This is a genomic window from Streptomyces sp. NPDC050674 (genome assembly GCF_040654575.1).
Taxonomy (GTDB): Bacteria; Actinomycetota; Actinomycetes; order Streptomycetales; family Streptomycetaceae; genus Streptomyces.
The window spans coordinates 76747-89110 of sequence record NZ_JBFAIG010000015.1; the positions used below are offsets into that span (position 1 = coordinate 76747).

Here is a 12364-nt window from a genome sequence, read left to right on the forward strand (position 1 = left end):
TATGACGGCTCCTGGTGCGGCTGACCGACACGCCGGGTTGACGCGCTCGACCGCCGGGCCGACTGGCTTCTCCGCCTTGGCCGGCTGATCAGGTGGCGCAGCCCGGGCTTCGTGAGACCGGGGGGGGGGACCGTCCTGGTGAATCCGGACTCACGTCGGGGGCTCGGAGTTCTGTGGCCTCACCACGTCGGCAGCCGCAGCACAGGTCCGCGGCCCGGGACGAACCTTCGCGTCAACGCGACGAGTTCCGCGTGCGCCGTAGGTCGACTCGGGCGTGGGGAAAGCGTCTCCTCGGCAGGCTGGTGGCACCCCACGTCAGCCCGGCCACCACGCCGGACAGCAGGAGTGCCATGAAGGCACCCACGAACAGGCCGGGCCAGAAGTCAGTGGAGAACAGGGGCGGGAGGGCGTGCTCGGCCGCTGCGTTCGGGGCGGGGGCCGGGGCGGACTCGTACTGCGGCCGGTCGGTGAGCGGGGTCTTTTCGAGAAAGGTCATCAGCGCTTCGAGGCGCTCGCCGAGGTGGTGGTCGTCGGCCTCGTCCGTGCTGCTGTCACCCATGGTGACGTATTCCGGCAGGTCGAAGGACAGACGGCTGGAGTCGAGGCGCAAACCGTGGTTGTAGACATCGATCGTGCCGTCGTCCGGGTCGGCGACGACGTATACCCCGTCGTCGCCCACCTTGGCATGCACCGCCGCGCTGAACAGGCCCGCGTCACCGGCCGACTCGCTCTCCGGTGTCTGGGGCACGAGGGAGACGTACACCGGGCCGCCGCCCTCGGAGCGCCGGAAGTCCCGGATCCGCTCGTGCAGCCGGTCCAGTTGCCGGGCGTCGAGCACGCGGGCGCTTTCCGGGTCGGCATAGACGGGGTCCTGCTTCAGCCCGGCCGCGACCCGCTCCACGCGGGCCGAAAGATCGGCGGGGCTGGGGGGCTCCGCCGCGCTCGACCTGGTCTGGTCGAACACGGAGGAGGCGGTGAGGGCGATCGCCGCGGCGGTGAGGACGGCCACGCCGGGCACGATCCACCGGGGGGCGCGCCGCGCAGCTCCGGAATGCCGGCGGCGGCGCCGCACGTACCCGGCCGTCAGCACGATCGACAACGGTACGCCGGTGAGCAGGACACCTGTGTGGAACGACTGGTTCTGACGGTCCGACGGACCGATGTACATTTCGGCGGGCGGTTCGTCCCGGTACTTCTCGCGCGCCGCCTCGGCCCTCGCCGTAGCCTTCGTGCCGCCCTGGGCGATGACGTCGACATAGCGCTCGAAGCTCCGCACCGGGCCGGCATCAGGGGGCAGTTCGTAAAGGGTGACGGTCAAGGCCGCCTCGGCCGGGACCCGCACCCCGTAGGCCGCGGCCTGTGACACATCCGTCCCCTCGATCAGCACATACAGCCCGTCGCGCCCGAGCCGGTCGTGCACCGCGCCGAGCAACTGATTGCCGTCCGTTCCGCTCCACATGGGCAGGACCAGGACGTAGGTCGGGACGCCGGTCTTCCTAGCCAGCCTGGCGAAGTCGGGGGCGGTGGACCGCAGAACCTCCCGGGGAAGTTGGTCGGTGACGTAGACCGGGTTCTCGCGCAGCCGGTCGGCGAGGTAGGCGGCCTGGGTGGGGGCCTCCACGGCGGCGGCCTGGGTGGCGGGGGTGGCGGTTGCGAAGAGAGCCGTCAGCGAGCAGAGGGCGAGGACCAGCCGGAGCAGACGGGCGCGGCCTGCACGCGGTGCTCCTGTCCGTGCTGTGTAGACGTTGTTCGTCCTGATTGCTCTCACCGGTGGAGCCCCCCCGCGGGTCCGATCACTGTCCGCGTCGCACCCTACGCAGGGTTCCGCAGGGGTCACAGGTCACCCGGTCGAGTTGACCACGAGGCTCAAGACCATCACCCTCACGAGGCACCTTGCGGCGTCCGCCCGCCGCTTCGTGAGTGAATCGTGCAGGCCTGATGGCCGATAGGTGACGAACCCCGCGGTCGTCCCCGGCCGTTGGGCTCGATGGCGATTCGCTGGCGCACAGGCCGGGGCCTCATGTGCGGCTGGTCGCCGACGGGTTGTGCGGTGCCGGCGTTGCAGATGGATAACAGGCCGCACCCCGCGCCCCACGGGGCCGGGCGCGCCTTGAGGGGCTTATGTGCGGCTGATACGGTGCGATGGCTTGACACTCACCCCCAGTGCCGGCCATTCGCCCAGGTCGGGCGGGTACGTCCGAGCCGACCCGCACTTCTCGTTGCGGGCCGTCGCGGGTGAAGTGTCCGAATTTAACGGCACATGACAGACATCTTCTTGGGTGTACGGGGAGCGGTTGCGTGAAGATCCAAGAGCGTACGGGGGCGGGCGCGGGTCGTGCTGCCGTTCCGGCTCAGCCGTCGGTCGGCGACCGGCTTCCCACCCCGCCTCGCGAGCGCAAACCGGCACTGGCCGCACTCGCCGTGCTGCTGATCCTCGTGGGCGCGCTGGGTGTGACGATGCTCGTGCTGCAGGTGGGCAACCGGATCGAGGTCGTCAAGGTGACGAAGGAGATCCAGGCCGGCGAGGCCGTCACCAAGGACAACGCGACGTCGGTGATGGTCGCCGCCGACGACAGCATCAACTACGTCAAGTGGTCCCAGCTGGACATGCTCAAGACCCTCAAGGCCAAGACGACGATCTACCCCGACACCATCGTGATGGGCCAGATGTTCGCCAAGAAGGCCGATCTCCCCGCCGGCAAGGCCGCCGTCGGTCTCGCCCTCAAGGAGGGCACGTACCCCACCGACATCAAGGCCGGTGACATCGTCTCCGCCTACCGCGTCAGCTCCAGCGGCTCCGGTTCGGGCAACTCGGGCAACTCTGAGGGCAACAGCGGTTCCGGCAACGCCTCCTCCGGCGGCGCGCTCGTCGACGACGCGCGGGTGAGCGCCGTCGCCGCGGACGACGACGCCACCGTGAGCACGGGCAACCTCTCGCTCACCCTTCTCGTCGACCAGGCCGACGCGGCCGCGCTCGCCTCGGCGGCGGCCGCGAACCAGGTCGCCATCGTGCACGTCCCCGGCAACTAGAAGGCGGCACCCACCCCATGGCGCTCATCGCTCTCGCCGCCGACAAGGGTTCCCCCGGCGTCACCACCGCGGCCGTCGCCCTCGCGGCGGTCTGGCCGCGGCGTGTCCTGCTCGCCGAGGCGGACCCGGCGGGCGGTGACCTCGTCTACCGCAGTGCCGCGGCGCACGGCGGACCGCTCAACCCCAACACCGGCATGCTCTCCATCGCCGCGACCGCCCGCCGCGGCCTCGTACCCGACCAGCTCTGGGACCACGTACAGCCGCTGAGCGGGGGGCTCGAGGTCCTCGTCGGGCTCGGGATCGCCGAACAGGCCGCCGGACTGGCCGGGTTGTGGCCGACCCTCGGGCACGCCTTCAGCTCCCTCGCCGACTCCCCGCACGCCGCCGCCGACGTCATCGCCGACTGCGGACGCATCAGCGGGGACACCCCGGTCGTCGAACTGTTCCCGCACGCCGCGCTCGTGCTGCTCATCTCGCGCACCGAGCCGGAGGCCATCGCCCGTGTCCGCGACCGCGCCGCCGCCCTCGCCGGGAAGCTGCACGGCGGATCGCGCGGCGCCGCGAGCCTCGGCACTCCGATGATCGGTGTCGTCCTGATCGCCGACACCGGCACGGCCGGCAAGCTCGCCTCGCAGGTCAACGACATGCTCGTGCACGCCCAGACCGGCGCCCGCGTGGTCGGCACCATCGCCGACGACCCGGCCGGCGCCGACCAGCTGGCCGGCCGCAAGCGCGGCCGTCTCGACAAGTCGCTGCTGATCCGCTCGGCCCGCAAGGTCGCCGCCGACCTCTACCAGCAGTACGGCGCCGCCTGGGCCGCCTCCGCCCGGGCCGACCAGGTGCCCCAGGCCCCCCACGTCCCGCACGCCCCGGGCCGGGCGCAGGGCCACGCGGGGGCCGGCGCATGACCGCTGTCGACCACGGGTTGGTCAAGCGGTTCCGCCAGGACGCCGGCGACCGCATCGCCGAGCAGCGCCGCCAGGACCAGGCCGCGGGCGTCACCCCGATGTCCACGGAGGACGAACGGCAGTACGCCCGTGCCGTCATAGCCCAGATCCTGGAGGAGTACGCCCGCGCCGAGATCAACGCGGGCCGTACGCCGCTGGACGCCGAGACCGAGGAGCAGTACGCGGCCGCCGTGCACGCCGCGCTGTTCGGCGTCGGCCGCCTCCAGCCGCTGCTGGACGACCCCGAGGTCGAGAACATCGACATCAACGGCTGCGACCAGGTGTTCATCGGATACGCCGACGGCCGTGAGACGCAGGGCGACCCGGTCGCCGAGACCGACGAGGAGCTCATCGAGCTCATCCAGGTGCTCGGCGCGTACTCGGGTCTGTCCTCGCGCCCCTTCGACTCCGCCAACCCGCAGCTCGACCTGCGCCTGCCCGACGGTTCGCGTCTGTCGGCCGTCATGGACGTCACCCGGCGCCCCGCGCTGTCCATCCGCCGGGCCCGTATGGGCAAGGTGTTCATCTCCGACCTCGTCGGCAACGGCACGCTGACGCCCGAGGTCGCCCATTTCATGGCCTGCGCGGTCCGCGCCCGCAAGAACATCATGATCGCCGGTGCGACCAACGCCGGAAAGACCACGCTCCTGCGCGCCCTCGCCAACGAGATCCCGCCGCACGAGCGTCTCATCACCGTCGAACGGGCCCTGGAGCTCGGCCTCGACACCTTCCCCGACCTGCACCCCAACGTCGTCGCCTTCGAGGAGCGCCTGCCCAACTCCGAGGGCCAGGGCTCCATCTCGATGGCCGAACTGGTGCGGCGCTCGCTGCGTATGAACCCCTCCCGGGTCATCGTCGGCGAGGTCCTCGGCGACGAGATCGTCACCATGCTCAACGCCATGTCGCAGGGCAACGACGGCTCGCTGTCCACGATCCACGCCAACAGCTCGCACGAGGTCTTCAACCGTATTTCCACCTACGCGCTGCAGGCCACGGAACGGCTGCCCATCGAGGCCAGCCAGATGCTGATCGCGGGCGCGGTCAACTTCGTCGTCTTCATCCAGCGGCGCAACAACTACGGCAACGGCGGCCGCCTCCAGCGCATGGTCACCTCCGTCCGCGAGGTCAACGGCGTCGACGGACGCGTGCTGTCCAGCGAGGTGTTCGCGGAGGCCGCCGACGGCCGGGTCGTGCCGCACGCCCCCATAGCCTGCCTGGAGGAACTGATGGCACACGGCTACCGGCCGTCCGGGACCTGGGGGTGAGCCGGGGGATGAACACGACTCTCGCGGCCATCGGCTCGCTCGGCTCCATGGGCGGCCTGTTCTCCACCACCGTCCTGTACTCGATCGGGAGCGGCGTCGCCGTCGGCGGCGGACTGGCCCTCCTCGTCGTCGCCGTACGCGGGCTGCCGGCCAAGCCCGACCACGAGAAGCAGAAGGCCGCCGAGCGGGCGAGTGAACTCATCCGCTTCGCCGGCCGGCGCGGCTCGCTCGCCGCCATCGTCGGTCTGGTCGTCCTGGTCCTCACCCGCTGGGCCGTCGCGGGCCTGGCCGCCGGTGTCCTCGTCTTCTTCTGGGACCGCCTGTTCGGCGGCGCCGGCGAGGAGCGGGCCGCCATGCGCCGCGTGGAGGCCCTGGCCTCCTGGACGGAGTCGCTGCGCGACACCATCGCCGGCGCGGTGGGCCTGGAGCAGGCCATCCCGGCCTCCGCCCGCGCGGCGGCCCCCGTCCTGCGCCCCCATCTCGACGCCCTCGTCGACCGGCTGCGCGCCCGCACCCCGCTGCCGGAGGCGCTCCAACAACTCGCCGACGAGATCGACGACGCCTCCGCCGACATCATCGTGGCGGCCCTCATCCTCAACGCCCGCCTGCGCGGCCCGGGTCTGCGCCAGGTCCTCGGCGCCCTGGCCAAGTCGGCCCGCGAGGAGGTCGACATGCGCCAGCGGGTCATGGCCCAGCGCGCCTCGACCCGCAGGTCCGTGCAGATCGTCGTCGCGGTCTCCGTCGCCTTCGTCCTCGGCCTGTCCATCTTCAACCGCGACTTCGTGGCGCCGTACGGAACAGCCGTGGGCCAGCTCGTCCTGGCCTGCGTCTGCGGCCTGTTCGCGCTCGGCTTCTGGTGGCTGCGCAAGCTGTCCACCATCGAGACGCCCGAGCGCTTCCTGGTCCGTGACGAGGCCTCCGTCCAGTTCGTCCGCCCGAGGACGCCGTCGCACGCGCAGTCCCCGCAGCGGCTGCCGCAGGAAGAGGGGGCTCGCTGATGGACCTTACGATGCCGCTCGTCGTCGGCGCCGTCCTCGGACTCGGCCTCTACGCCCTCGTCCGCGCCCTCATGCCCGGCAAGCGCAGCGCGATCTCACAGGTCGCGCGGATCGACGCGATGCGGGCCCGGGGCTCGGCCTACGAGTCGGCCCGGGTCGAGCGGGAGAAGGGGCGCATGGGCGCGCTGCGGGCCGAAGTCGGCCTGCGCGTCTCGGAGTTCTACCTCCAGCAGGGCTGGGAGCAGCGCTCGCTGCGTGCGGACCTCGCGGTGCTGGACCGCAGCTGGGAGAAGTTCCTGGCGACGAAGGTGCTGCTGGGCGTGGCCGGGCTGTTCTTCGGTCCGTTCCTGTTCGCCATCGTCTACACCCTGGGCTTCGGCAGGAGCCCGATCATCCCGGTCTGGCTGGCCCTGCTCTTCGCGGTGGTCTTCTTCTTCCTGCCCGACCTGGAGGTACGGCGGGACGCCGCCGAGAAGCGGCGTGACCTGCGGCGGGTGATCGGCGCCTATCTCGACCTGGTGTCGATGAGCCTCGCCGGCGGACGCGGTCTGCCCGAGGCCCTGATGGCCGCGGCCGAGATCTCCGACGGCTGGGCCAACCAGCGCATCCGCAACGCCCTGTCCGACGCCCGCATCACCGGCGTCAGCCAGTGGCAGGCGCTCGGTGCCCTCGGCGAGGAGATCGGCGTCGAGGAACTGAAGGACCTCTCCGCCTCCCTGGCCCTGGTCGCGGACGACGGTGCCAAGGTCCGTGAGTCCCTCGCCTCCCGCGCCGAGACCATGCGGCACCGTGAACTCGCCGAGATCGAGGGCAGCGCGGGCGAGAAGTCCCAGTCGATGCTCGTGGCACAGCTGCTGCTGTGCGCCGGGTTCCTGGTGTTCCTGATCTTTCCGGCGGCGATGCGGGTGTTCCAGGTGCAGTGAGCCGTGCATGAGCCGTGCAGTGAGCTCGCGGTGAGCGACCTTCACAACTCCAGAACTCCGTGAACCGATTTCGAAAGGACAAGACGTCATGAACGGACGCACCTTCCACACCGGCATCCCGGCCGTGGACTTCCTCGTCACCTTCCTCCAGGCCCGCACCGAGCGGGCCCGCTCCGGCGAGCTGGACCGCGGTGCCTCCGCGGTCGAGTGGGTCATCATCTCCGCGGTCGTCGTGGCGATCGTCGGTGTCGTGGCCGCCATCATCAACGCCGCGCTGAGCGAGGGCGCCAACAAGGTCGGCGACTGCATCAAGGGCGCGGACGCGGGCAAGACCTGCTGATCGCCTCAGGACCATCAGGAGCATCAGGGCAACGGGGTTCACGGGGATGCCGGCAGACGTCAGCAGACGGGCACGCCGCTGGGTGCGGGCCGCACGGAAACGGGCGGCCACCCGCGGCGACTCAGGCATGACCGCGATCGAGTTCGTGCTGCTCACCCCCGTCCTCTTCTTCATGATCTTCGCGACCGTGCAGTTCGCCCTGTACTTCTTCGCGGACCACGTCGCCCAGGCGGCGGCCCAGGCCGGGGCCCGCAAGGCCCGTGCCACGGCCGACGAGCAGCCGGGCGCGTGGCGGGGCGAGGCACGGAACGTGGTGGACAGCTACATCCAGCAGCTGGGCCCGCAGCTGGTGTTGTCCCCGAACGTGACGATGGTGCAGCCGGAGCCGAACACGGTGGGCGTGGAGATCGCGGCGAGGGTGCCGACGGTGTTCCCCGGCCTTGACCTGACGGTGCACGCGCAGTCGGTCGGGCCGGTGGAGCGGTTCGTGCAGGACGAGGGGAACTGAATGTCCGTCCCTTCTCTCCCCGGGGGCCGTCGGTCCGCGGACGACAGCGGTCTGTCCACCGTCGAGGTCGTGATCCTCGCGCCGGTGATGATCCTGTTCATCCTGGTCCTGGTGGCGTTCGGCCAGCTCGTGGACGGCCGCGGAGCGCTCGACGGCGCGGCCAGGGACGCGGCCCGCGCCGGCTCGATCCAGAAGGACCACGCGACGGCCATGGCCGAGGCGAAGAAGGCCGCCGAGGCGGACCTCGCGGACGTGTGCTCGGGCCCGGTGTCCGTCACGCAGACCAGCCAGGGCTTCGAACCGGACACCATCTTCACGGTCGAGGTGAGCTGCCAGGTGCGGGGCCTCGCCATGCTCGGCCTGGACGTCCCGACGACTCTGTCGTCGAGCTTCAGCTCCCCGCTCGATCCGTTCCGGAGGTCGGTGTGAGACGTCTGCGGTCCTTCCGGCGGTCGTGGTGGGCGGCCCGGGGTGCGCGCATGGACGACCGCGGCTCCGGCGCCGGCGCGGTCATCATCTTCGCGCTCGTCTTTCTCTCCCTCTCCGCGTTCGTGATCGACGGCGGCCTGTCCATCTCCAAGCGGGAACGCGCCGCCGACATCGCCGAACAGGCGGCTCGTTACGCGGCCCAGGACATCGACAAAGAGGCGCTGTACGAGAACGAGGGCGGCCCGGCGCCGATCAACTTCGAGAACTGCGACGCCCGCGTGAAGGCCTTCGCCCGCGAGATGGACATGACGGGCGCGGACATCGGCGCGACCCACTGCGTGGCGGCGAACGCGGAGCAGGTCGAGGTCGAGGTGCAGCTCACCTACTCCCCGGTCTTCACGGGCATGTTCTACGGCGGTGACGTGGTGGTCCACGGCCAGGCGGTGGCGCAGAACGAGGTCGGCTGAGCCGGAGCGGAACCTCCGGCGAATCTGCACACCGTTCACCGTGAGGTCGGGACGGACAGGGCCGGAAACCGAGACGGGCCCATTTTCCGCCCGGGGGAACGCATTTCCGTACCGCGAAGTGGCAGAAGGCGTGAAGGTCACGGGGGCCGGTGTGACCGATCGGTCACACCCGTGAATGCGCGACCCGAATTTCGAGCACACCTCTTTCCACGGACCGGGCACTGACTGGCCGCCCCTTCTTCCGGCGTGCTTTGATCAATCGCGCTCGAGCACTTCGCATCATTGAACGAAGGGAACCGCCCCCCATGGCCTTCACCCCGCAGATCCAGACCGCCCAGATGTCCGACGCGGAGCTGGACACCATCGCCGGCGGCCAGGCGGGCGGTGTCGCCGCAGGTGCCGGCGCCGCAGCCGGCCTCTACGTCGAGACCACGGCCGCCGGCCTCACCGCCGGCGTCGGCGGCGGCGTGGGCCTCGCCGTCTCGCCGCAGGGCATCGCGGCGGACCTGCACCTCAACGCGGCCGTCGCTTCCTGACACACGCGCGGAAAAGGCCCCGGGTCCACGGACCCGGGGCCTTTCGCGTACCTCTGGCGGGACTCATTCGCGACCCGTACCGCCCTTACCGCCTTTACGGCCCCGCTTGTCCTCGGTCTTCACGGCGTCGTTCACCTTCTTGGCGAGTTCGTCGTCCAGCTTCTTGAACTCGCGCACCACGGCATCGGACATGCTCGCCAGCGCGTCCAGCTGCTGCGTGATGTCCTGGTTGTCGGTCCCCGGCAGGGGCACGTACGTCTGTGTCAGCACCATCCGCAGCGTACGAGTGTCGCCCTCGGCGACGGGTACGTCCTCCACGCCGTAGGTGCGCGCCGCGGTGCCCACTTCGGGGATCTCGACGGTGGTGACCTTGCGCCAGGCGTCACCCTCGCGGCGGGGCGTGATGGTGCGCAGGCTCTCGGCGATGGCACGGACTCTGATCGTGGTGTCACGACCTTCGGGACGGATGTCGAACTCCCACCAGGACTCCGGAACCGCCAGCGAGAAACTGGACATCGATGCAACCTGTCTTTCCCGGTTCGCTCCCCTTACATGCTGATTCCGAGGTCGTTTGTCGCGATGTCGATCAGCCTGCTCTCGGGTACTGGTGGTGTCTTGTAGTTCAGGGCCCTGATGTGCTTCAGGAACTCGTCAGGAAGGGAAACGTGATACGTGGCCACGTAGTACTGGAGGTCCTCGCGCCAGAGCCAAGTGCCATCCGTGTACAGGGACCCGACTCCTGTCATGTCGGGTGCGTCGGGATCCAGGACATCTGGTCCCGCACTCATTTCGCTCCAGATTCCTGTGCCATGCCTGAGATATTCGAGGACGTCGCTCTCGTCCGGCTCGCCTGAGGGCCTGACCGCGTCCCTGATCGAACCGGTCTCCGCCAGTCGCCAGCCGGGAGAGAGTTCGGAAAAGAACCCTACGGGGCGAATCATCGAAACTCCCTGTCGCGCCGTCGTCTTCAGACCATGGGAAAAGGTGAGCCATACTCCCTCGTCCCTGAAGTGCGGTGTGAAGGGACCCTCGCCGAAGCTGGGCACGCCCACTGCGTTGGTAGGAGCCTTGACGGGGACCCCCAGAGGTTCTGGGTGGTCCCGGAATGGCACGGCGGGCCTTGGCGTCCACTTGGTGCCCTGGACCTGGCGGCGCGTCAGCGGTTGATCGACTGGATCTCCTGGACGTTCATGTCCTGTGTCGTCTCGAAGGTGCCGTCGGGCAGGGCGCCGCCGGTGCCGTCGGAGCCCTGCCAGGTGATCTTCCAGGTGACGCTGGCGGAGAGCTGGTAGGGGGTGCCGTCGGTCGCGCGGAGGTAGCGGATGCCGCACGGTGGGGTCTTGTCGGCGGACCCCTCGGTGTACGGGGTGCCGATGGACCCGTCGTCGCCGATCTCGCAGTCGCCTGAGGAGGGGAAGACCTCGGCGTCCTCGGTCCCCGGGTCCAGGTGCAGGGCGACCGGCTCGGCGGTGGTCTCCGCCCACAGGCCCGTACCAGGGAGTTCAGCGCGGACCTCGACGTCCTTGAAGGTGCCCTTGTCCAGCCAGACCCAGGTCGGCAGGTTCACCGTCGACTTGACCGCCGGCTTCAACTCCACCTCTGTCTCGGGCACCTTGACCTTGTCGTAGGCGTAGTCGGCGAGGATCTCCGGGGTGGGGGCGTTCGGCACGTCGGGGATCTCGCCCGCGTCCTGCCAGAACATCAGCCGGCTGCACAGGGTCGTGTCGTCGAGCTCGGTCACCTTCGGTGCGACCCCGCGCCAGAAGTAACCCTTCTTGCCGAGGTTGTAGTCCTTGTACCCCTTCACGGTCGCCGGCTTCGTGAAGATGGTGGTGGCGTCCTTCTCGTCCCTGAAGTGGTCGGTCCACAGCTTCGATCCGTACCAGCCGTCGCGCAGACCCGCGTCGCCGCTGCCGTCGTTCTCCGAGAAGTCCTTCAGCTGCTCAGGGGTGAAGACCGGCTCGTACCAGCACGGCGGCGGCTTCCAGTTGAGGTCCGTCGACGCGACGGTGCCCTCTTTGCCGCCGGTGGGGCCGCTCTTCTGGGTGACCTTGATGCGGGAGTGGGAGGCGGACGCGGAGATCTCGTCGTTCTTGGCCCCGCCGCCGTAACTGCCCTCGCCGCCGAGGGCGACGGCGGGAACGGGGGCGAGGAGGATTCCGGTGAGCGAGAGGACCGTGAGAGGCCGGAAGGCGTGTGAGGGCCTCACTTGGGGCAGCCACCCCGCTCCGAGTGGGCCGACACTGCCTGCCACACACCCTGGGGGCTCTTGCCCATGGAGATCATGTAGAAGACTTCGGGGTCCGTGCCCGCCGGGTTGCCCTTGACCTCGCCGGTCTTGCGGTTCCTCGTGGAGGCCTTGCTCTCGTCGGTGCAGTAGGAGAGGGATGCCGCCGTCTTGTCCTTGGAGAGGGTGACCTTGGGATCGAACACGGGCAACGTCCCGATGACCGTCAGGTTCTTGTCCGTGTAGGACCTGATCCACTGCCGGCTCTGCAGGAAGCCGTTCTTGGTGTCGTAGAAGGCGCGGTCCTTGCTGTCGGGGTCGTTCTCGATGATCGCCTCGTACCCGGCCCGGAGCTGCTCCTTGCCGTCATCGAGCACCGCCCGCTCCACCGGATCGCTGCTCGTCCAGTTCTCGAACGTCAGCTGGAAGCTGTCGGGGAGCTTGATGACCGGGCGCTTGACGCCGGGTGCCGCGGGCGACTTCGACGCCGCCGGGCCGGGGGAGCTGTCGCCCGCGCCCTTGATGTCGTCCGACGACGAGTCATCACCCCCACCGCAGGCGGTCAGAAGCAGTGCCGCCGTCGCGGCGAACGCTGCGGCAGCGGTGGTCAGTGCGCGGCGGGCCACAGTTGATCTCCCCGTGAATTTCGGTGTACGCAACAGGGAACGAAGCTATCAGGGGTGGGCCGGGGCGC

General features: G+C 69.8%; 15 protein-coding genes. 10 read left to right on the top strand and 5 right to left on the bottom strand.

What is annotated here, in order from left to right; genetic code table 11:
- Nucleotides 1-232 precede the first annotated feature (232 nt).
- Complete coding sequence (locus AB0I06_RS24260; protein WP_363120945.1) at nucleotides 233-1768, bottom strand: hypothetical protein; 1536 nt, start codon at nucleotides 1766-1768, stop codon at nucleotides 233-235.
- Nucleotides 1769-2298: 530 nt separating this feature from the next.
- Between AB0I06_RS24260 and AB0I06_RS24265 the strand changes: the two genes are divergently transcribed.
- From AB0I06_RS24265 to AB0I06_RS24310, 10 genes are all read left to right on the top strand, one after another.
- Nucleotides 2299-3030 carry a hypothetical protein gene (locus AB0I06_RS24265; RefSeq protein ID WP_363120946.1) on the top strand — a complete coding sequence of 244 codons (732 nt, stop codon included), beginning with the start codon at nucleotides 2299-2301 and terminating at the stop codon, nucleotides 3028-3030.
- 17 nt (nucleotides 3031-3047) lie between these two features.
- On the top strand, nucleotides 3048-3938 hold the full coding sequence (locus tag AB0I06_RS24270; RefSeq protein WP_363120947.1) for a hypothetical protein: 891 nt from the start codon (nucleotides 3048-3050) through the stop codon (nucleotides 3936-3938).
- Complete coding sequence (locus tag AB0I06_RS24275) at nucleotides 3935-5242, top strand: ATPase, T2SS/T4P/T4SS family (protein WP_363120948.1); 1308 nt, start codon at nucleotides 3935-3937, stop codon at nucleotides 5240-5242. The genes AB0I06_RS24270 and AB0I06_RS24275 overlap by 4 nt, the downstream gene beginning before the upstream one ends.
- 47 nt (nucleotides 5243-5289) lie before the next feature.
- Nucleotides 5290-6240 (top strand): type II secretion system F family protein, encoded by a 951-nt coding sequence (locus AB0I06_RS24280; RefSeq protein ID WP_363121050.1) that lies wholly within the window; start codon nucleotides 5290-5292, stop codon nucleotides 6238-6240.
- Nucleotides 6240-7163, top strand: a complete 924-nt coding sequence (locus tag AB0I06_RS24285; RefSeq protein WP_363120949.1) for a type II secretion system F family protein — start codon at nucleotides 6240-6242, stop codon at nucleotides 7161-7163. Before AB0I06_RS24280 ends, AB0I06_RS24285 begins: the two co-directional genes overlap by 1 nt.
- An 88-nt stretch (nucleotides 7164-7251) precedes the next feature.
- Entirely contained in the window at nucleotides 7252-7503 is a 252-nt protein-coding gene (locus AB0I06_RS24290; protein WP_031107180.1) for a hypothetical protein, read from the top strand.
- 46 nt (nucleotides 7504-7549) lie between these two features.
- Nucleotides 7550-8011, top strand: a complete 462-nt coding sequence (locus AB0I06_RS24295; protein WP_363120950.1) for a TadE family protein — start codon at nucleotides 7550-7552, stop codon at nucleotides 8009-8011.
- Nucleotides 8012-8440 carry a TadE/TadG family type IV pilus assembly protein gene (locus tag AB0I06_RS24300; RefSeq protein ID WP_363120951.1) on the top strand — a complete coding sequence of 143 codons (429 nt, stop codon included), beginning with the start codon at nucleotides 8012-8014 and terminating at the stop codon, nucleotides 8438-8440.
- A 50-nt stretch (nucleotides 8441-8490) separates the two neighbouring features.
- Nucleotides 8491-8907, top strand: coding sequence for a pilus assembly protein TadG-related protein (locus tag AB0I06_RS24305; protein WP_363120952.1), 417 nt, complete (start codon nucleotides 8491-8493; stop codon nucleotides 8905-8907).
- Nucleotides 8908-9212: 305 nt separating this feature from the next.
- Nucleotides 9213-9443 (top strand): hypothetical protein, encoded by a 231-nt coding sequence (locus AB0I06_RS24310; protein ID WP_363120953.1) that lies wholly within the window; start codon nucleotides 9213-9215, stop codon nucleotides 9441-9443.
- Between the two features lie 63 nt (nucleotides 9444-9506).
- Here the strand turns inward: AB0I06_RS24310 and AB0I06_RS24315 are convergent, their stop codons facing one another.
- The 4 genes from AB0I06_RS24315 to AB0I06_RS24330 form a co-directional block, all read right to left on the bottom strand.
- Nucleotides 9507-9959, bottom strand: a complete 453-nt coding sequence (locus AB0I06_RS24315; protein WP_363120954.1) for a hypothetical protein — start codon at nucleotides 9957-9959, stop codon at nucleotides 9507-9509.
- 32 nt (nucleotides 9960-9991) lie between these two features.
- Entirely contained in the window at nucleotides 9992-10489 is a 498-nt protein-coding gene (locus AB0I06_RS24320) for a hypothetical protein (RefSeq protein WP_363120955.1), read from the bottom strand.
- A gap of 110 nt (nucleotides 10490-10599) precedes the next feature.
- The gene (locus AB0I06_RS24325; RefSeq protein ID WP_363120956.1) at nucleotides 10600-11652 is read right to left on the bottom strand and encodes a hypothetical protein; all 1053 of its coding nucleotides are present in this window, start codon (nucleotides 11650-11652) and stop codon (nucleotides 10600-10602) included.
- Complete coding sequence (locus AB0I06_RS24330; protein ID WP_363120957.1) at nucleotides 11649-12296, bottom strand: hypothetical protein; 648 nt, start codon at nucleotides 12294-12296, stop codon at nucleotides 11649-11651. The genes AB0I06_RS24325 and AB0I06_RS24330 overlap by 4 nt, the downstream gene beginning before the upstream one ends.
- Nucleotides 12297-12364 lie beyond the last annotated feature (68 nt).